This window comes from Variovorax sp. MHTC-1 (assembly GCF_003984645.1).
In the GTDB taxonomy this organism is placed as follows: Bacteria; Pseudomonadota; Gammaproteobacteria; order Burkholderiales; family Burkholderiaceae_C; genus Variovorax.
In genome coordinates this window covers 221,115-239,949 of record NZ_RWKI01000008.1, presented here as the reverse complement: position 1 = coordinate 239,949, position 18,835 = coordinate 221,115, and the positions used below count along the sequence as shown (strand labels likewise).

At 65.1% G+C, this 18,835-nt stretch carries 24 protein-coding genes and 1 tRNA gene; 8 read left to right on the top strand and 17 right to left on the bottom strand.

The genetic code is table 11. The annotated features are described in order from the left end of the window. Positions 1-81 precede the first annotated feature (81 nt). Positions 82-1,005: a LysR family transcriptional regulator gene (locus EJI01_RS16325; RefSeq protein ID WP_126838179.1), complete on the top strand. Its 924-nt coding sequence runs from the start codon at positions 82-84 to the stop codon at positions 1,003-1,005. A 77-nt stretch (positions 1,006-1,082) separates the two neighbouring features. Further along, positions 1,083-2,099, top strand: coding sequence for a Bug family tripartite tricarboxylate transporter substrate binding protein (locus EJI01_RS16320; protein WP_126838178.1), 1,017 nt, complete (start codon positions 1,083-1,085; stop codon positions 2,097-2,099). A 141-nt stretch (positions 2,100-2,240) separates the two neighbouring features. Here EJI01_RS16320 and EJI01_RS16315 read toward each other — a convergent pair whose 3' ends face one another. Continuing rightward, entirely contained in the window at positions 2,241-2,564 is a 324-nt protein-coding gene (locus EJI01_RS16315; protein WP_126838177.1) for a DUF1840 domain-containing protein, read from the bottom strand. 14 nt (positions 2,565-2,578) lie between these two features. Further along, positions 2,579-3,847, bottom strand: coding sequence for an SAM-dependent methyltransferase (locus EJI01_RS16310; protein WP_126838176.1), 1,269 nt, complete (start codon positions 3,845-3,847; stop codon positions 2,579-2,581). 113 nt (positions 3,848-3,960) lie between these two features. On the opposite strand from EJI01_RS16310, the gene EJI01_RS16305 reads away from it, so the two are divergent. The 6 genes from EJI01_RS16305 to EJI01_RS16280 all read left to right on the top strand — a co-directional run bounded on the left by EJI01_RS16305 (position 3,961) and on the right by EJI01_RS16280 (position 11,010). Continuing rightward, positions 3,961-6,309, top strand: coding sequence for a bifunctional salicylyl-CoA 5-hydroxylase/oxidoreductase (locus tag EJI01_RS16305; protein ID WP_126838220.1), 2,349 nt, complete (start codon positions 3,961-3,963; stop codon positions 6,307-6,309). A gap of 167 nt (positions 6,310-6,476) precedes the next feature. Then, positions 6,477-6,953, top strand: coding sequence for a MarR family winged helix-turn-helix transcriptional regulator (locus EJI01_RS16300; RefSeq protein WP_126838175.1), 477 nt, complete (start codon positions 6,477-6,479; stop codon positions 6,951-6,953). Then, positions 6,950-7,804, top strand: coding sequence for an enoyl-CoA hydratase family protein (locus EJI01_RS16295; protein WP_126838174.1), 855 nt, complete (start codon positions 6,950-6,952; stop codon positions 7,802-7,804). Before EJI01_RS16300 ends, EJI01_RS16295 begins: the two co-directional genes overlap by 4 nt. A 4-nt stretch (positions 7,805-7,808) precedes the next feature. Then, complete coding sequence (locus tag EJI01_RS16290) at positions 7,809-9,005, top strand: acyl-CoA dehydrogenase family protein (protein ID WP_126838173.1); 1,197 nt, start codon at positions 7,809-7,811, stop codon at positions 9,003-9,005. Further along, entirely contained in the window at positions 9,002-10,618 is a 1,617-nt protein-coding gene (locus tag EJI01_RS16285) for an AMP-binding protein (RefSeq protein WP_126838172.1), read from the top strand. Before EJI01_RS16290 ends, EJI01_RS16285 begins: the two co-directional genes overlap by 4 nt. After that, positions 10,615-11,010: a RidA family protein gene (locus tag EJI01_RS16280; RefSeq protein WP_093105307.1), complete on the top strand. Its 396-nt coding sequence runs from the start codon at positions 10,615-10,617 to the stop codon at positions 11,008-11,010. Before EJI01_RS16285 ends, EJI01_RS16280 begins: the two co-directional genes overlap by 4 nt. A 30-nt stretch (positions 11,011-11,040) precedes the next feature. Here EJI01_RS16280 and EJI01_RS16275 read toward each other — a convergent pair whose 3' ends face one another. The 15 genes from EJI01_RS16275 to rplF all read right to left on the bottom strand — a co-directional run bounded on the left by EJI01_RS16275 (position 11,041) and on the right by rplF (position 18,826). After that, on the bottom strand, positions 11,041-11,451 hold the full coding sequence (locus EJI01_RS16275) for a hypothetical protein (protein ID WP_126838171.1): 411 nt from the start codon (positions 11,449-11,451) through the stop codon (positions 11,041-11,043). 293 nt (positions 11,452-11,744) lie between these two features. After that, positions 11,745-11,821: transfer RNA gene (locus tag EJI01_RS16270), tRNA-Met, on the bottom strand. A gap of 18 nt (positions 11,822-11,839) precedes the next feature. Then, positions 11,840-12,241: a 50S ribosomal protein L17 gene (gene rplQ / locus EJI01_RS16265; RefSeq protein ID WP_093105301.1), complete on the bottom strand. Its 402-nt coding sequence runs from the start codon at positions 12,239-12,241 to the stop codon at positions 11,840-11,842. Between the two features lie 77 nt (positions 12,242-12,318). Then, positions 12,319-13,308, bottom strand: a complete 990-nt coding sequence (locus tag EJI01_RS16260; RefSeq protein ID WP_028250818.1) for a DNA-directed RNA polymerase subunit alpha — start codon at positions 13,306-13,308, stop codon at positions 12,319-12,321. A gap of 139 nt (positions 13,309-13,447) precedes the next feature. Next, positions 13,448-14,071 (bottom strand): 30S ribosomal protein S4, encoded by a 624-nt coding sequence (gene rpsD, locus EJI01_RS16255; RefSeq protein ID WP_126838170.1) that lies wholly within the window; start codon positions 14,069-14,071, stop codon positions 13,448-13,450. Positions 14,072-14,205: 134 nt separating this feature from the next. Next, positions 14,206-14,610 (bottom strand): 30S ribosomal protein S11, encoded by a 405-nt coding sequence (gene rpsK / locus EJI01_RS16250; protein WP_068674563.1) that lies wholly within the window; start codon positions 14,608-14,610, stop codon positions 14,206-14,208. A 12-nt stretch (positions 14,611-14,622) separates the two neighbouring features. Then, a complete protein-coding gene (gene rpsM / locus EJI01_RS16245; RefSeq protein ID WP_019653977.1) occupies positions 14,623-14,988 on the bottom strand; it encodes a 30S ribosomal protein S13 in 366 nt (121 codons plus the stop codon). Between the two features lie 24 nt (positions 14,989-15,012). Beyond that, positions 15,013-15,126 carry a 50S ribosomal protein L36 gene (gene rpmJ, locus EJI01_RS16240; protein ID WP_038201958.1) on the bottom strand — a complete coding sequence of 38 codons (114 nt, stop codon included), beginning with the start codon at positions 15,124-15,126 and terminating at the stop codon, positions 15,013-15,015. Positions 15,127-15,160: 34 nt separating this feature from the next. Further along, positions 15,161-15,379: a translation initiation factor IF-1 gene (infA, locus tag EJI01_RS16235; RefSeq protein ID WP_093105295.1), complete on the bottom strand. Its 219-nt coding sequence runs from the start codon at positions 15,377-15,379 to the stop codon at positions 15,161-15,163. A gap of 9 nt (positions 15,380-15,388) precedes the next feature. Beyond that, positions 15,389-16,699 carry a preprotein translocase subunit SecY gene (gene secY / locus EJI01_RS16230; RefSeq protein ID WP_126838169.1) on the bottom strand — a complete coding sequence of 437 codons (1,311 nt, stop codon included), beginning with the start codon at positions 16,697-16,699 and terminating at the stop codon, positions 15,389-15,391. A 20-nt stretch (positions 16,700-16,719) separates the two neighbouring features. Further along, a complete protein-coding gene (rplO, locus tag EJI01_RS16225; RefSeq protein WP_093105289.1) occupies positions 16,720-17,151 on the bottom strand; it encodes a 50S ribosomal protein L15 in 432 nt (143 codons plus the stop codon). A gap of 24 nt (positions 17,152-17,175) precedes the next feature. Then, complete coding sequence (gene rpmD, locus EJI01_RS16220; protein WP_009124818.1) at positions 17,176-17,361, bottom strand: 50S ribosomal protein L30; 186 nt, start codon at positions 17,359-17,361, stop codon at positions 17,176-17,178. 14 nt (positions 17,362-17,375) lie between these two features. Further along, positions 17,376-17,894, bottom strand: a complete 519-nt coding sequence (gene rpsE, locus EJI01_RS16215; RefSeq protein WP_126838168.1) for a 30S ribosomal protein S5 — start codon at positions 17,892-17,894, stop codon at positions 17,376-17,378. A gap of 18 nt (positions 17,895-17,912) precedes the next feature. After that, a complete protein-coding gene (gene rplR, locus EJI01_RS16210) occupies positions 17,913-18,278 on the bottom strand; it encodes a 50S ribosomal protein L18 (protein WP_126838219.1) in 366 nt (121 codons plus the stop codon). 14 nt (positions 18,279-18,292) lie between these two features. Further along, positions 18,293-18,826, bottom strand: a complete 534-nt coding sequence (gene rplF, locus EJI01_RS16205) for a 50S ribosomal protein L6 (RefSeq protein ID WP_126838167.1) — start codon at positions 18,824-18,826, stop codon at positions 18,293-18,295. Between the last annotated feature and the right edge of the window lie 9 nt (positions 18,827-18,835).

Below are 18,835 nucleotides of genomic sequence, written 5' to 3'. Positions count from 1 at the left end.
CTGCAGTTTGGAGCCTGCATTGCATTCGCGCTAGCCGCGAAAGTGGCCTATCAATCTCAACCGGTGGTTGAAAATACGCGCATGCAGCCGCTGAGCCATCTCGAATCCTTCGTCCGCAGCGCCGAGGCCGGCAGCTTCTCCGCGGCCGCCCGGCAGCTCGGCCTGACGCCCGCCGCGGTGAGCAAGAACGTCGCGCGTCTCGAAGCGGGCCTTGGCGTGCGCCTGTTCCAGCGCAGCACGCGCAAGCTGGCCCTGACCGAAAGCGGCGAACGCCTGCTGCTGCAGATCGGCGGTGCGCTCGGCACGCTGGCCGACGCCATGGCCGGCGCGGCCGAGGCCGGCGGCCAGCCTGCAGGCACGCTCAAGGTCAGCATGGGGCAGGCTTTCGGGCGCACCTACGTCGTGCCGCTGGTCGGCGAGTTCCTGGCGCGCTATCCGGCGGTCATGCCCGACTGGCATTTCGACAACCGGCAGGTCGACCTGATCGGCGAAGGCTTCGATGCCGCGATCGGCGGCGGCATCGAGCTGACCCCCGGCGTGGTGGCGCGCGAGCTGGCGCGCATCCACGTCGTGGCGGTCGCGGCGCCCGCGTACATGGCCGGCAAGCCGGTGCCGAAGCATCCGTCGGATCTCGCTGCCTTCGACGCCATCATGCGGCGCTCCTCCCCGACCGGGCGGGTGCGGGCCTGGACCCTGCGCAATGCGGCGGGTGACGAAGGCGCGGCCGACGCGAAGCCGCGCCTGATCTTCAGCGACCCCGAGGCGATCGCCCACGCCGCGATGATGGGCCTGGGCATTGCGCTGATGCCGATGGCTTTCGCGCTGCCTGGCCTGCAAAGCGGCGCGTTGGTGCGTGTGCTGCCCGGCTGGTATGCCGACTCGGGGCCGATATCGCTTTACTACCCGAGCAAGAAGCTGTTGCCGGCGAAAACGCGCGTCTTCGTCGACTTCGTGGTCGAGAAATTTCGCGAGCAGCGCTTCGCGGCCCGCATGCAGGGGATCTGAGCACACGGGGTTTCACCCGCGACGAATGAGGCGCTTCGCCTGTCAAACTCTGCGCCATGAATCAACAGGAAACACGCATGACCCTCTCGTTCCAATCCCGTCGCCGCTCTGTACTGGCCCTGGGCGCGAGCGCCTTCCTGGCGCTGGCTGCGGGGCCCGCAGCAGCCCAAGGAAGCTGGCCGACCAAGCCGGTACGAATCGTGGTGCCCTTCGCGCCCGGCGGCACCACTGACATCCTCGCGCGCGCCATCGCGCCTGAGCTTTCCAATGCCTTCGGGCAGCAGTTCATCGTCGATAACCGGGCGGGTGCCGGCGGCAACGTGGGCGCCGATATCGTGGCCAGGGCGCCGAACGACGGCTACACGCTGCTGATGGGCACCGTGGGCACGCACGGCATCAACCGCGCGCTCTATCCCAAGCTGCCCTACGACCCGATCAAGGACTTCGCGCCGATCACGCTGGTGGCGGCAGTGCCCAACGTGATGGAGATGAATGCCGACAAGGCCCGCGCGCTCAACATCAACAGCGTTGCAGACTTCGTGAAGTACGCGAAGGCGAACCCCGGCAAGCTCAACATGGCCTCGAGCGGCAGCGGCACCTCGATTCACCTGGCGGGCGAGCTCTTCAAGACCATGACCGGCAGCTTCATGACGCACATCCCCTACCGCGGATCGGGCCCGGCGCTCCTGGACCTGGTCGGCGGCAACGCCGACGTGATGTTCGACAACCTGCCCTCGTCGATGCAGCAGATCAAGGGCGGCAAGCTCAAGGCGCTGGCGGTGACCAGCGCGAAGCGCTCGCCGGCCCTGCCCGACGTGCCGACGGTCGAAGAGGCCGGCGGCCCGGCGCTCAAAGGCTACGAGGCGAGCTCATGGTTCGGCCTACTGGCCCCGGCCGGCACGCCGCCCGACATCGTGAACCGCATCCAGCAGGAAGTGGCCAAGTCGCTCGGCACCCCGGCGATCAAGGAAAAGATGCTGGCCCAGGGCGCGATCCCGAGCGGCAACTCGCCAGCCGAGTTCGCAAAGCACATCGAGAACGAACACGTCAAGTGGGCGAAGGTGGTGAAGGCCTCCGGGGCCAAGGTGGACTAAGCCCCTGGCGTTCCTGATCCATTGGTGCGCGCAGCGCGCCTGACCGTGGGCCGCCGCGGAACCGGCGTCGCCGGGCCGCAGGCGGCGCCCCCTGCAAGGGGGTGGGCGGCTACGCGAAGCGAGCAAGCCTGGGGGTGGGCTCTACACCTCCCACATCACGTCCTTGCGGTCGGCCAGCGAGTCCTTGAGCATGTGCAGCAAGGGCACGGCGCGCTGGTGCAGCGTGATGTGCTGCTTCTCGGCCTCCTCGTCATGGCCTTCGACGGCGAAGTCGTCGTTGTTGTGCGCGTTATGGGCTTCACGCGCCATGGCCGCCTCCAGCGCCGCAATGGCGGCCGGCATCTGCTCCACCGTCACGATGCCCTTGCGCTCCGGCGCCTTGCCGATGATGTCGAACAACTGACGCGCGTGGATCTCGAGCATCACGAAAGGGGGGCTGGCGCGCGATTTGAATCGATACAGCATGGTGCCTCGCTCGGTTATTTGTAGATGTAGTCGCGGACAAAAGGGTACACCGATTGCGCTCCGCGCAGCGCGCCGCCCTCGACGTTTCCGTCGGGCCGGGTGGAGAGCATCTGGTGCAGCGAGATCCAGCCCTGTTCGAAGCACATCGCCGAACCGGCCAGGTACAGGCGGTAGGCGCGCAGGACGCGCTCGGCGTTGTCGCCTTGCCGGCCGCCGGCGCGCTGCAGGACCTCGCGCGCCTCGTCGAGCCGGGACTCGAGCGCATCCGACCAGGCCCAGAGCGTGCGCGCATAGTGCGGCCGTAGGTTTTCGGTGTCGATCATTTCCAGGCCCGCGGCCACCGTCTCGCGCAGCACGTGCGTCACATGCAGCAGCTCGCCGCCCGGGAAGATGTACTTCTCGATGAAGTCGCCCATGCCGGCGCCGAGCTGCTTGTAGTCGAGCTGCCCCGAGGTAATGCCGTGGTTCATGACCAATCCGCCGGGCTTGAGCAGCGAATGGATCTTTCGGAAGTAGGTCGGCATGTTGACGCTGCCGACGTGCTCGAACATGCCGACCGAGGAGATCTTGTCGAAGGGCTCGTCGCTGTCGAGCTTGCGGTAGTCGAGCAGCTCGACGCGCACCCGGCCTTGCAAGCCCTTTTCCTCGATCAGACGCGTCACGTGCGCATGCTGGTTCTTCGACAGCGTGATGCCGGTCGCGTCGACGCCGTAGTGCTCGGCCGCCCACAGCAGGAGCCCGCCCCAGCCCGAGCCGATGTCGAGGAAGCGCTCGCCCGGCTGCAACATGAGCTTGCGGCAGATGTGATCGAGCTTGGCCTCCTGGGCCTGCGCCAGCGTCATCCCGGCGTCACGGTAGTAGGCGCACGAATAGACGCGCCGCGGGTCGAGCCACAGTGCGTAGAAATCGTCCGATACGTCGTAGTGGAATTCGATCTGCGCCGCGTCCCTGCCCAGCGAGTGCGAGCCGCGCGACTTTGCGCGCCGTTGCATGCGGCTCCACCAGCTTGTGTTGGTCTCGGCGGGATTGCCGGGCAGGAGGCTGACCGCGACGTCGATCAGGTCCCGCATCTTCCCTTCGATCTGGACCCGGCCTTCGACATAGGCCTCGCCGATGGCGCCGATCTGGCGGGCGCCGAGCTTGGCGAGCGCCGACCATTCGGAGAAGGCGAGCGTGACGCGCGAGCCTGGCTTGGCGACCTGTCGCCCATCGGGCAGCTGCAGCGTGACTGGAACAGGCAGCGCGGAAAGCTGGGACTCGATCTTCGGCAACAGGCTTGACATGGCTGATTTTTGCCAGCAGCGGCGAACTTCGTCAACCGACCCCAGCGAAAACCCTCTTCGGGTTGACAACAGATCGTTTAGGTCTAAACTATTGATCCATGAATAGCTTCGCAATGGATCTGCAGCGCGTGTTGTGCATCGGCGGCGGCCCCGCCGGCCTCTACTTCGCGCTCTTGATGAAGGCCCGCCGGCCGGCGCTCGAGGTCACGGTGATAGAACGCAACCGCCCCTTCGACACCTTCGGCTGGGGCGTGGTGCTGAGCGACCAGACGCTCGCCAACCTCGCGGCCGCCGACCCCGACACGGCCGCGCTGATCGGCCGGGAGTTCCACCATTGGGACGACATCCAGGTGTTCTTCAAGGGACGCCAGGTGCGCTCGGGCGGCCACGGCTTCTGCGGCATCGGCCGCAAGCGCCTCTTGAACATCCTGCAAGAGCGCTGCCTGGCGCTCGGCGTCAAGCTGGTGTTCGAAACCGACGCCACGGACGACCAGGCCCTGGCCGCGCAGTACGAAGCCGACCTGGTGATCGCCAGCGACGGGCTCAACAGCCGCATCCGCCAGCGCTACGCCGATGTCTTCGAGCCCGACATCGACCTGCGCCAATGCCGCTTCGTCTGGCTCGGCACGCACCAAACCTTCGACGCCTTCACCTTCGCCTTCGAGAAGACGGAGCACGGCTGGTTCCAGGCCCATGCCTACCAGTTCGACGACAAGACCTCGACCTTCATCGTCGAAACGCCCGAAGCGGTGTGGCAGGCCCACGGCCTCGACAAGATGGAGCAGCCCGAGGCGATCGCCTTCTGCGAGAAGCTTTTCGCCAAGTACCTGGGCGGCCACGAACTGATCAGCAACGCCACCCACCTGCGCGGCTCGGCCAACTGGATCCGCTTTCCGCGCGTGGTCTGCAAGCACTGGACGCACCGCGTCGAGGTGAGCGGCAAGAGCGTGCCGGTGGTGCTGATGGGCGACGCCGCGCACACGGCGCACTTCTCGATCGGCTCGGGCACCAAGCTCGCGCTCGAGGATGCGATCGACCTCAGCGACGAGTTCGCGCGCGGCGGCAGCGTCGACCACGTGCTCGAAGCCTACGAGGCGCGGCGCAGCGTCGAGGTGCTCAAGATCCAGAACGCAGCGCGCAATTCGACCGAATGGTTCGAGAACGTGCACCGCTACACCGGCATGGAGATCGAGCAGTTCGCCTACTCGCTCTTGACGCGCTCGCAACGCATCAGCCACGAGAACCTGCGACTGCGCGATACGCAATGGCTGGGCGGCTACGAGGCATGGCTGGCAGGCGGCAAGCCGCTGGCGCCGATGCTGATGCCGCTCACCGTGCGCGGACTCACGCTCAAGAACCGCATCCTGGTCTCGCCGATGGCCACCTACAGCTCGGTCGACGGCGTGCCGCAGGACTTCCTGCTGGTGCACCTCGGCGCGCGCGCGCTCGGCGGCGCGGCCATGGTGTTCGTCGAGATGACCAGCCCGACGCCGGAGGGCCGCATCACGCCCGGCTGCACCGGTCTCTACAGCGATGCGCAATCGGTGGCCTTCAAGCGCATCGTCGACTTCGTGCATACGCAGACCACCGCCAAGATCGGCATGCAGCTCGGCCACAGCGGGCCCAAGGGCTCGACGCAGCTGGGCTGGGAAGAGATCGACGAGCCGCTGCCGCAAGGCAACTGGCCGCTGATCGCCGCCAGCGCGCTGGCCTACGGCGAACAGAACCAGCTGCCGGCTGCGATGACGCGCGCCGACATGGACACGCTGCGCGACCAGTTCGTCGCCTCGACCCGGCGCGCGGCCGAGGCCGGCTTCGACTGGCTCGAGCTGCACTGCGCGCACGGCTACCTGCTGGCTTCCTTCATCAGCCCGCTGACCAACCTGCGCACCGACGAATACGGCGGCAGCCTCGAGAACCGCTGCCGCTATCCGCTCGAAGTGTTCCGCGCCATGCGCTCGGCCTGGCCGGCCGAACGGCCGATGAGCGTGCGCATCTCGGCCCACGACTGGGCACCGGGCGGCAACACCGATGCCGACGCGGTGGTGGTGGCGCGGCTCTTCAAGGAAGCGGGCTGCGACTTCATCGACGTCTCCTCGGGCCAGACCACGCGTGCGGCGAAGCCGGTGTACGGCCGCATGTACCAGACGCCTTTTGCGGACCGCATCCGCAACGAAGTGGGCATCTCGACCATCGCGGTCGGCGCCATCACCGACGCCGACCAGGCCAACAGCATCATCGCCGCGGGCCGCGCCGACCTGTGCGCGATCGCGCGACCGCATCTGGCCGATCCGGCGTGGACCCTGCACGAGACGGCCAAGCTGCAATGCCGCGACGTCGACTGGCCCAAGCAATACCTGAGCGGGCGCGACCAGATGTACCGCGAGATCGCCAAGCAGCAGCAGCTGGCTGCCGCGATGGCAGCGACGGCCGCACCGCGCAACACGGAGGAAGAACAATGAAGTACCGCCCCAACGCTCACATTCGTTCGCTGCCCCCCGAGGGGGCTGAGTGCCGCGGCTCCAAGCCTGCCTGCGCAGGCTTGGACGGCATGAAGAGCCGCTGCCTTTCGCAGCGGCGCGACCTGCAACGTAAGGCCTCTCCGGGGGCGGCCCGGCGGGAGGCCTGAATGGACCTCGAAGCAAGAGCCCACAGCGAGCACCCCGACGAGCTGCGTCTCTGGCTGCGTCTCCTCACCTGCACGCAGCTGATCGAGAAGCAGGTGCGCAACGAGCTGCGCGAGCAGTTCGCGACCACGCTGCCGCGCTTCGATCTCATGTCGCAGCTCGAGCGCTCGCCGGACGGGCTGAAGATGAACGAGCTGTCGCGCCGCATGATGGTCACCGGCGGCAACGTCACCGGCATCACCGACCAGCTGGTGGCCGAGGGGCTGGTCGAGCGCGTCGACGTCGAGGGCGATCGCCGCGCCTGGCGCGTGCGCCTCACCACGCGCGGCCGCAAGCTCTTCAACGAGATGGCGCAACAGCACGAGGCCTGGATCGTCGATGCCTTCGCAGGCCTGAGCGCGAAGGAAATCGCGCAGCTCCACAGGCTGCTCGGCAAGGTCAAGCAGCATTCACATCAGCAATTGGCGGAGGCCCTATGAAGCACTACATCGGCGCAGGCAGTCCCATGCGCGCGCAGTTCGAGCCGAAGGCCGGCTACGAGGCCGAGCATTTCAGCTGGTCCTTCGCGGACGGCATCGGCACGGTCACCCTGAATCGGCCGGAACGCAAGAACCCGCTGACCTTCGATTCGTACGCCGAGTTGCGCGACCTTTTTCGCGCGTTGAACTTCGCGACCGACGTCAAGGCGATCGTCGTGACCGGCGCCGGCGGTAATTTCTGTTCCGGCGGCGACGTCCACGAGATCATCGGGCCGCTCACGAAGATGCGCATGCCCGAGCTGCTCGAGTTCACGCGCATGACCGGCGACCTGGTGAAAGCGATCCGCCACTGCCCGCAACCCATCGTCGGCGCGATCGACGGCATCTGCGCCGGCGCCGGCGCGATGATCGCGCTGGCCTGCGACCTGCGCTACGGCACGCCCGCGGCGCGCACCGCATTCCTGTTCACCCGCGTCGGGCTGGCCGGCGCCGACATGGGCGCCTGCGCCCTGCTGCCGCGCGTGATCGGCCAGGGCCGCGCCTCGGAGCTGCTCTTCACCGGCCGCGCGATGACGGCGCAGGAAGGCCATGCCTGGGGCTTCTTCAATGCGCTGCACGAGAGCGATGCGCTGCTCGGCGCCGCCACCACGGTGGCGCGCGAACTCGCCGAAGGCCCGAGCTTCGCGCACGGCATGACCAAGACCATGCTGTCGCAGGAATGGGCGATGACCATCGACCAGGCGATCGAGGCCGAAGCGCAGGCGCAGGCGATCTGCATGCAGACCGAAGACTTCAGGCGTGCCTTCGAGGCCTTTGCCGCCAAGCGCAAGCCGGTGTTCGGCGGGGATTGACGCGATGGCTGCCTCGTCCACACCTCCTTCCACGGCGCACCTGGCGCTGCCCTTCTTCGACGATGCGCATCGGGCGCTGGCGCGCGAGCTGCTGCCCTGGGCCGCCGCGCAGTCGGTGGACGAGCGCGACGACCGCGCCGCCTGCCGCGACTGGGTGAAGCGGCTCGGCCAGGGTGGCTGGCTGCGCTATTGCGTGCCGGCTTCTTCGGGCGGCGCGCTGGAACGCCTCGATTCGCGCGCGCTGGTGCTGCTGCGCGAGACGCTGGCCTTCCACTCGCCGCTGGCCGATTTCGCTTTTGCGATGCAAGGCCTGGGCAGCGGCGCCATCACGCTGGCTGGCAGCGTATCGCAGCAGAGCGACTATCTCGGCGCCGTGGCGCGCGGCGACAAGATCGCAGCCTTTGCGCTCAGCGAACCGGATGCGGGCTCGGACGTCGGTGCGATGGCGATGGAGGCCGTTGCTAGCTCGGACGGCTGGCGGCTCACGGGCGAGAAGACCTGGATCAGCAATGGCGGCATCGCCGACTTCTACTGCGTGTTCGCGAAGACCGATCCCACCGCCGGCTCGCGCGGCATCACGGCCTTCGTCGTTGATGCGAACACGGCCGGGCTCGACACCTCGGCACACATCGAAGTGATGGCGCCGCATCCGCTGGCCACCCTGCGTTTCGACCGCTGCATCGTGCCGCGCGAGGCCCAGCTCGGCGAGCTGCATGGCGGCTTCAAGCTCGCGATGCGCACGCTCGACATCTTTCGCGCCTCGGTCGCCGCCGCTGCGCTCGGCATGGCGCGGCGCGCGCTGGCCGAAGCGGTCCACCACGCGAGCCACCGGCGCATGTTCGGCCAGACGCTGGCCGACTTCCAGCTCACGCAGGCCAAGCTCGGCGAGATGGCGGCGCTGATCGACAGCGCCGCGCTGCTCACCTACCGCGCCGCCTGGATGCGCGACGACAGCGAAGCCCGCGGCGCGCCCGCTGCCGGCGACCTCACTGCCGCGGCGGCCATGGCAAAGATGTGCGCGACCGAGAACGCGAGCCGCGTAATCGACATGGCGCTGCAGATGCACGGCGGGCTCGGCGTGAAGGTGGGCACCAAGGTGGAAAGCCTCTACCGCGATATCCGCTCGCTGCGCATCTACGAAGGTGCCACGGAAGTGCAGCAACTGATCATCGGCAAGTCCGTGCTGCGGAGCCAGAAATGAGTGCACAGGTCGATCGCTTCGTCCACGACCGGCTGCCGTCGGCCGATCAACTGCCGATGTTCCGCTACGACCGGCCCGAGCTGCAGTTGCCGGACCAGCTCAATCTGGTGGAGGTTTTGTTCGACAAGGCCATGTCCAAGGGCCTGGCGGACAAGCCGATGCTGCGCTCGCCGGATCGCACGCTGAGCTACGCCCAAGCAGCGACCGAGGTCAACCGCATCGCGCAGGTGCTGGCGGAAGATCTGGGCCTTGTGCCCGGCAACCGCGTGCTGCTGCGCGGCGGCAATTCGATCGCGATGGCGCTCGCCTGGCTGGCGGTGGTCAAGGCCGGGCTGATCGCGGTCGCCACCATGCCGCTGCTGCGCGCCAAGGAGCTGGGCGACATCATCGAGAAGTCTCGGCCGGTGCTTGCGCTGTGCGACGGCAAGCTGCTCGACGAGCTGCGGGTTGCGCAGCAGGCGCATCCGGTGCTGCAGACGCTCGTGGCCTTCAACCAGCCTGCCGCGGCCGATTCTCTGAGCGCGCGCGCCGCCACAAAAAGCGGCGTGTTCAAGGCCTGCCCGACCGCCGCCGACGACATCGCGCTGCTGGCCTTCACCTCCGGCACCACCGGCAAGCCGAAGGCGCCGGTGACCACGCACCGCGACGTGCTCGCGATGTGCGAGACCTGGCCGCGCCACGTGCTGCAGGCCCGCAGCGACGACATCGTGCTGGGCTCGCCGCCGCTGGCCTTCACCTTCGGCCTGGGCGGCCTCTTGGTTTTCCCGATGTGGGCCGGGGCCTCGGTGTATTTCCACGACGCACCCTACACGCCCGAGACGATGGTCAAGGCCATCCGCGAGGTCGGCGCCACCATCTGCTACACGGCGCCCACTTTCTACAGACAAATGGCGCCCTTCGCCAAGGCTTCGGGCGTGCCGAGCCTGCGCATCAGCGTGAGCGCGGGCGAGGCCCTGCCCGACGCGACCCGCCAGCTATGGAAAGAAGCCACTGGCATCGAGATGCTGGACGGCATCGGCGGCACCGAGGTGTTCCACATCTACATTTCGGCCGCCGGCGATCAGGTTCGGCGCGGTGCGGTCGGCAAGGTCGTGCCCGGCTTCACCGCCAAGGTGGTGGACGACGAGGGCAACGAGGTGCCGCGCGGAGCCGTCGGCAAGCTGGCGCTCATCGGACCGGTCGGATGCCGCTACCTCGACGATCCGCGGCAGACCGATTACGTGAAGAACGGCTGGAACTACCCCGGCGATGCCTTCGTGCAGGACGAGGACGGCTATTTCTTCTACCAGTCGCGCGCCGACGACATGATCATCACCGCCGGCTACAACGTCGGCGGACCGGAGGTCGAGGACGCGCTGCTGAAGCATCCGGCGGTCGCCGAATGCGGCGTGATCGGCAAGCCCGACACGGAGCGCGGAATGATCGTCAAGGCCTTCTGCGTGCTCAAGCCCGGCCACACCGGCGATGCGGCGCTGGTCAAGGCGCTGCAGGACCACGTCAAGGCCACCATCGCGCCCTTTAAATACCCACGGGAGATCGAGTTCGTCGCGGGGCTGCCTCGCACCGAGACCGGCAAGCTCCAACGATTCAAACTGAGGCAAATCACACCATGATCAAACTTTTACAACCGCCCGGCTGGGCACCCCCGAAGGGCTATGCGAACGGCGTCGCCGCGCGCGGCACGATGGTGTTCGTCGGCGGCCAGGTGGGCTGGAATGCGCAGCAGCAGTTCGTGTCGGACGATTTCATCGAGCAGACAGGCCAGGCCCTGCGCAACATCGCCGACATCCTGCGCGAAGCCGGCGCCGGGCCCGAGCACATGGTGCGCATGACCTGGTACGTGACCGACCGCGATGAGTACAACCGGCGCCTGGGCGAGCTCGGGCCGGTCTATCGCGAAACGATGGGCCGGAACTTTCCGGCGATGACTTGCGTGCAGGTCGCGGCGCTGGTGGAGTCGCGCGCCAAGGTGGAGATCGAGGTCACGGCGGTGCTGCCCGATTGAGTCCGGCGGCTTCCGCGCTTGCCGGCAGCCTCAGAGTACTTCCTCGTGGAGCGCTGTCTCGGCACTCGGATCCGAGAGGATGAGCGCCGCGCGATAGGCAGCACGCCCCGCGACCTTGGTTTCGGCTGCCAGCTTTTTCCACAGCTGTTCCCGCTCGACCGGTGACAGCGCTGTGGGCTGATCGATCAATGAATGCGCAATCGCCAGTAGCGAAATGGCCGAAGTCAGGCAAAAACTGAGCGCCGCCGTCGTCGGGCGGCTGCGGTAATTCGCCTGTTCGCCGCGACGGATCTGATCTTCCTCGCTCGGACTGAGAGAAAGAAGATCGGTCGTCGGGTGAAATGGAACAGCAGGTTCGTCATTGAAAATATAGTCCACCGCCTGCTCGACGGCACCCATTGCGTTTTCAATCAGACCCCGCGAAATCGAAGGGTCGGTCATGAAAGTCCTCTATTTGCGCAATTCACAGACTTCTCGTCCTTCAGCTGTTCTCGAATCGGCCAGATGTTACACACGTCGCGCGCATGCCTCCGTGATCTTTGTCACGCGGCTCAGGCGTTTTAGCCTGGTTTCACGGCAAAAAGGAGTAGCTTGGTACTAGCCGCGAACTCCCTTGGGGCAGATCACGGAATCGACGGGCGCGCGGTTTTTCTTTAGGCGCCAGAAAGCAAAACGCCCACTCGAAAGTGGGCGTTTTGCTTTTTCATCAACAACCTTTTGGGTTGCCGGAAATTTGGTTGCGCGAGCAAGATTTGAACTTGCGACCTTTGGGTTATGAGCCCAACGAGCTACCAGGCTGCTCCATCGCGCGGCAAGATGGAATTATAGCTTATTCTTCGCCGGCCTGCTCGTCAGCAGGGGCTTCCGTCACTTCAGGACGATCGACCAGTTCGACCAGCGCCATCGGCGCATTGTCGCCCACGCGGAAACCCATTTTCAGGATGCGCGTGTAGCCGCCCGGACGTGCCTGGTAGCGGGGACCGAGTTCGCCGAACAGCTTGACCACGCTGTCGCGGTCGCGCAGGCGATCGAAGGCCAGGCGCTTGTTGGCGACCGTCGGCTTCTTGGCCAGGGTGATCATCGGCTCGATGACGCGGCGCAGTTCCTTGGCCTTGGGGACCGTGGTCTTGATGACTTCGTGCTCGATGAGCGAGTTCATCATGTTCTGCAGCATCGCGAGGCGGTGCGAGCTGGTGCGGTTGAGTTTGCGGAGTCCGTGTCCGTGACGCATGGTGCTTTTCCTTTACTTTATAAAAACAGGCAGCCGTGTCAGGTACTGCCCGGTGCAACACACAGGTGTGGTGATTCTTAACGCTTATCCAGACCGGCCGGCGGCCAGCTTTCGAGCTTCATGCCCAAGGTCAAGCCGCGCGAGGCGAGCACTTCCTTGATTTCGTTGAGCGACTTGCGACCCAGGTTCGGGGTCTTGAGCAGCTCGTTCTCGGTGCGCTGGATCAGGTCACCGATGTAGTAGATGTTCTCGGCCTTCAGGCAATTGGCCGAACGCACCGTGAGTTCGAGCTCGTCGACCGGACGCAGCAGGATCGGATCGAACTGCTGAGCGCTGCGCGGTGCAGGTGCATCGAATGCCGCCAGTTCGCCGCCTTCGAGCTGCGCGAACACGGCCAGCTGCTCGACCAGGATCTTGGCCGAGGCGCGAACCGCGTCTTCGGCGGTGATCGCGCCATTGGTCTCGATCTCGACCAGGAGCTTGTCGAGGTCGGTGCGCTGTTCGACACGGGCGCTTTCGACCGTGTAGCTCACGCGCTTGACCGGCGAGAACGAGGCATCGAGCACGATGCGGCCGATCGACTTGGTCGGCTCGTCCGCATAGCGGCGCATCGTGCCGGGCACGTAGCCGCGACCCTTCTCGACCTTGATCTGCATGTCGAGCTTGCCGCCTTGCGACAGGTGGGCGATCACGTGGTCGGGGTTGATGATCTCGACGTCGTGCGGCGTCTGGATGTCCGACGCGGTCACCGCGCCTTCGCCGTCCTTGCGCAGGCTCAGCGTGACTTCGTCGCGGTTGTGGAGCTTGAACACCACGCCCTTGAGGTTCAGCAGGATGTTGACGACGTCTTCCTGCACTCCGTCGATCGACGAGTACTCATGCAGCACGCCGGCGATCGTCACTTCGGTGGCGGAATAACCGACCATCGACGACAGCAGCACGCGGCGCAGCGCGTTGCCGAGCGTGTGGCCATAGCCGCGCTCGAAGGGCTCGAGCGTGACCTTGGCCTTGTTGGCGGCCAGTTGCTCGACCTGGATGGTCTTGGGTTTCAGCAGGGTGGTTTGCATGCAGAACTTCCTCTCAATACCCCCGGCTCGTTACACCGGTAAGGCTGGTGAAGTGCCCTGCGCACGATGCCGCGCGCAGGGAACAAAAAACTCAAGAACGAGGCTGCACAGCAGCCTCGTTTTCTTCCATGTACTCGCGTTACCTCGAATACAGTTCGACGATCAGCGATTCGTTGATGTCGGCCGCGAATTCGTCGCGATCGGGCACCTTCTTGAAGGTGCCTTCGGCCTTGTCCGCATTCACTTCGACCCAGGCCGGGATGCCGACCTGCTGGGCGAGTTGCAGCGCTTCGGCAATGCGGGTCTGCTTCTTCGACTTGTCGCGCACCGCGATCACGTCGCCGGTCTTGACCAGGTACGACGGGATGTTGACCGACTGGCCGTTCACCGTGATCGCCTTGTGCGAAACCAGCTGACGCGCTTCGGCGCGCGTGGAGCCGAAGCCCATGCGGTAGACCACGTTGTCCAGGCGCGATTCGAGGATGAACAGCAGGTTGGCGCCGGTGTTGCCGCGGCGGCGATCGGCTTCCTCGAAGTAGCGGCGGAACTGTTTCTCGAGCACGCCGTACATACGCTTGACCTTCTGCTTCTCGCGCAGCTGCAGGCCGAAGTCGGAGGTGCGCTGGCCCGAGGTGCGGCCATGCTGGCCGGGCTTGGAGTCGAACTTGGCCTTGTCCTGGATCGAACGGCGGGCGCTCTTCAGGAACAGGTCGGTGCCTTCGCGGCGGGAAAGTTTGGCCTTGGGGCCGAGGTAGCGTGCCACTTGATCTTCCTTTGTGTCATCTGCCGCAGAGGCTGTCTGCGGGAGCCATCAGCGGCGAGCCGATGGCGGTGGGCTTGTTGTAAAAACAAAACGCGCAGCCGGCTCGAAAGCTGACTGCGCCGGGCGCCAACGCCTTAGATGCGACGGCGCTTTTGCGGACGGCAGCCGTTGTGCGGAACCGGCGTCACGTCGGCGATCGAATTGATGCGGATGCCGAGCGCGGCGAGTGCGCGCACCGACGATTCGCGTCCAGGGCCCGGGCCCTTGATCTCGACGTCGAGGTTCTTGATGCCTTGTTCCACCGCAGCGCGGCCGGCGACTTCCGAAGCGACCTGCGCAGCGAACGGCGTCGACTTGCGCGAGCCCTTGAAGCCCTGGCCACCCGACGACGCCCACGACAGGGCGTTGCCCTGGCGATCGGTGATCGTGATGATCGTGTTGTTGAACGAGGCGTGCACGTGCGCGACGCCGTCCGCCACGTTCTTGCGGACCTTCTTGCGAACGCGTTGCGCTGCGTTGTTGGCAGGAGCTTTAGCCATGCTGATCTATCCTTACTTCTTCAGGGATTGCGCGGCCTTGCGCGGACCCTTGCGGGTGCGGGCATTGGTGCGCGTGCGCTGGCCGCGCATCGGCAGGCCGCGACGGTGACGGAAGCCGCGGTAGCAACCGATGTCCATCAAGCGCTTGATGTTCATCGTCGTTTCGCGACGCAAGTCACCTTCGATGGTGAAGAGCGCGATCTGGTCGCGGATCTTCTCGAGATCGGCGTCGGTCAGATCCTTGATCTTCTTCGAATACTCGATGCCGCTCGCTTCGCAGATCTTGCGGGCGCGGGTGCGACCGATGCCGAAGATGGCGGTCAGGCCGATCTCAGCGTGCTTGTGCGGCGGAATGTTGATGCCAGCAATACGTGCCATGTGCGTCCTCTAATACTCTTTCAATCAACCCTGGCGCTGCTTGTGGCGCGGGTCGGTACAGATCACGCGCACCACACCCTTGCGGCGGATGATCTTGCAATTACGGCAAATGGTTTTGACCGAAGCCGAAACTCTCATTTCATTCTCCTAAAACTCTGTCCAACCCGGCGACTCATTTCGCCCGAAACACAATGCGCGCCCGGCTCAAGTCATAGGGCGTCAACTCGACGGTGACCTTGTCACCTGGAAGGATGCGGATGTAGTGCATCCGCATCTTTCCGGAAATATGTCCCAGGACGATGTGTCCGTTTTCCAGCTTCACCCGGAAGGTCGCATTCGGCAAGTTCTCCTGAACCTCGCCCTGCATCTGGATGACATCGTCCTTCGACATCTCAATCGCCTAGGAAGTCTTGAAATTGGCTTTCTTTAACAGCGATTCGTACTGCTGCGACATCATGTAGTTCTGCACTTGAGCCATGAAGTCCATCGTGACAACCACGATGATCAGCAGAGAGGTGCCGCCAAAATAGAACGGCACGTTGTATTTCAGGATCAGGAACTCAGGCAGCAGGCAGACGAAGGTGATGTACACCGCGCCGGCCAGCGTCAGACGAACCAGGATCTTGTCGATATAGCGCGCGGTCTGGTCGCCCGGACGAATGCCCGGAATGAACGCACCGCTCTTCTTCAGGTTGTCGGCCGTCTCGCGGCTGTTGAACACGAGCGCCGTGTAGAAGAAGCAGAAGAACACGATCGCGGTGGCATAGAGCAGCACGTAGATTGGCTGTCCCGGCGTCAGCGCGCTCGCGATGTCCTTGATCCAGCGCATGCTCTCGCCGGTGCTGAACCAGCCCACGACCGTGGTCGGCAGCAGAATGATCGACGACGCGAAGATCGGCGGAATCACGCCGGCCATGTTCAGCTTCAGCGGCAGGTGCGACGACTGGCCGCCGTAGACCTTGTTGCCGACCTGGCGCCGCGCATAGTTCACGAGGATCTTGCGCTGACCGCGCTCGACGAACACGACGAAGTAGGTCACCAGGATGACCACCGCGACGATGAACAGCGCGATGATCACGTTCATGGCACCGGTGCGCACCAGTTCAAGCAATCCGCCGATCGCGCTCGGCAAGCCGGCCGCGATACCCGCGAAGATCAGGATCGAGATCCCGTTGCCCAAACCGCGCTCGGTGATCTGCTCGCCGAGCCACATCAGGAACATCGAGCCCGCCGTGAGGCTGACCATCGCCGTGATGCGGAAGCCGAGGCCGGGCGAAATCACCAGGCCTGCCGATGATTCCAGCGCGACAGCGATGCTGAAGGACTGGAATAGCGCCAGGCCCAGCGTGCCGTAGCGGGTGTACTGGGTGATCTTGCGCCGGCCGGCTTCGCCTTCCTTCTTCAATTGCTCGAAGGTCGGCACCACGTAGGTCATCAACTGCATGATGATCGACGCGGAGATGTACGGCATGATGCCCAACGCGAACACGGTGAAGCGCGACAGCGCCCCGCCGGAGAACATGTTGAACAGGCTCAGGATGCCGCCCTGCTGGCCCTGGAACAGCTGCGCGAGTTGGTCTGGGTTGATGCCCGGCACCGGAATGTGCGCTCCGATGCGATAGACCACGAGCGCGAGCAGCAAAAAGACCAGCCGGCGACGCAGGTCGCCGAACTTGCCTGTTTTTGCGAGCGTTGCCGCGTTGGTTGCCACGAAGACTTCTTTCAGTCCGATCAGGCCACGCTGCCGCCGGCTGCTTCGATGGCAGCCTTGGCGCCGGCGCTCGCACCGATGCCGGTCAGCTTGACGGCCTTGGTGAGTTCACCCGACTTGATGACCTTGACGACCTTGGCGATCTGACCGACCAGACCGGCTTGCTTGAGCGCCAGCACGTCTACTTCGGCCAGGCCGAGCTTCTCGAGCGAGGTCAGTGTCACTTCGGCGTTGTACTTGAGCAGCTGCGACTTGAAGCCGCGCTTGGGCAGGCGCCGCTGCAGCGGCATCTGGCCGCCTTCGAAGCCGACCTTGTGGAAACCGCCCGCACGCGACTTCTGGCCCTTGTGACCGCGACCCGCGGTCTTGCCCAGGCCGGAGCCGATACCGCGGCCGACACGGCGCTTGGCGTGCTTGGAGCCGTCAGCCGGCTTGATGCCATTGAGTTCCATATACGTCTCTCTCAGCGACTCTGTTTAGAGCACTTTGACCAGATAACTGATCTTGTTGATCATGCCGCGCACCGCGGGCGTGTCCTGCAGCTCGCTCACGCTGTTGAGCTTGCGCAGGCCGAGGCCACGCACGGTGGCGCGATGCGATTCCTTGGTGCCGATCGGGCTCTTGACCAATTGCACCTTGAGGGTTTGTTGTTGCGTCGTCATGTCGATGCTCCCGTTCAGGCGAAGAGTTGTTCGACGGTCAGGCCGCGCTTGGCAGCGACTTCGGACGCCGTCGTCGAATTCTTCAGGCCGTCCAGCGTGGCGCGGACCATGTTGTAGGGGTTCGAGGAACCATGGCTCTTGGCCACGATGTCGGTGATGCCCATCACTTCGAACACGGCGCGCATCGGGCCGCCGGCGATGATGCCGGTACCCTTCGGGGCCGGGATCATGACCACCGAGGCGGCGCCGTGGTGGCCCGTCACGCGGTGATGCAGCGTGCCGTTCTTGATCGCGATCTTCGCGAGGTTGCGGCGCGCTTCTTCCATCGCCTTCTGCACGGCGGCCGGCACTTCCTTCGACTTGCCCTTGCCCATGCCGACGCGGCCGTCGCCGTCTCCCACCACGGTGAGTGCTGCGAAACCGAGGATACGGCCGCCCTTCACCACCTTGGTGACGCGGTTGATCGCGATCATCTTCTCGCGCAGACCGTCTTCGGGGCCTTCGCTCTGCGTTCTTGCCTGAATCTTTGCCATTTTGAATCTCGTGTCCGGTTAGAACTGCAGGCCGGCTTCGCGGGCCGCATCGGCCAGCGCCTTGACGCGGCCGTGGTAGGCGAAACCTGCGCGATCGAAAGCGACCTTCTCGATGCCGGCGGCCCTCGCCTTTTCAGCGATGCGCTTGCCGACCACGGTGGCCGCAGCGGCGTTGCCGCCCTTGCCGGAACCACCCAGCGAGGTGCGCACTTCGGCTTCGGCCGTCGATGCGGTGGCAATCACCTTGGTGCCGTCGTCGGAGATGACGGTGGCGTAGATGTGCAGATTGGTGCGGTTCACCGTCAGGCGCGCCACGCCTTGCGTCGCAATGCGGATGCGGGTCTGGCGCGAACGGCGAAGACGCTGTGCTTTTTTGGTCAACATCATTTTGCTGCCCCTTACTTCTTCTTGGTCTCTTTGATCACGATCTTCTCGTCCGCATAGCGGATGCCCTTGCCCTTGTAGGGCTCGGGCGGACGAATCGCGCGGATCTCAGCGGCCACCTGGCCGACACGTTGACGGTCGGCACCCTTGATCACGACTTCGGTCGGGGTCGGCGTCGCCACCGTGATGCCTTGCGGCATGTCCTTGTTGACCGGGTGCGAGTAGCCGACCTGAAGGTTCAGCTTGGCGCCCTGCGCCTGCGCCTTGTAGCCCACGCCGATCAGGCTCAGCTTCTTTTCGAAGCCCTTGGTCACACCGACCACCATGTTGTTCACCAGCTGGCGAACCGTGCCGCTCATCGCGTTGGCTTCACGCGATTCGTTGGCGGGCTCGAAGCTCAGCTTGCCGTCCTTGTTGACGACATTGACCAGCGAGTTCAATGCCAGGTTGAGCGTGCCGCCCGTGCCCTTGACGCTGATCTGGTCTTCCTTGATCGACACATCCACGCCTGCGGGGATGGCGACCGGCATTTTTCCTACTCGGGACATTTCAGTTTC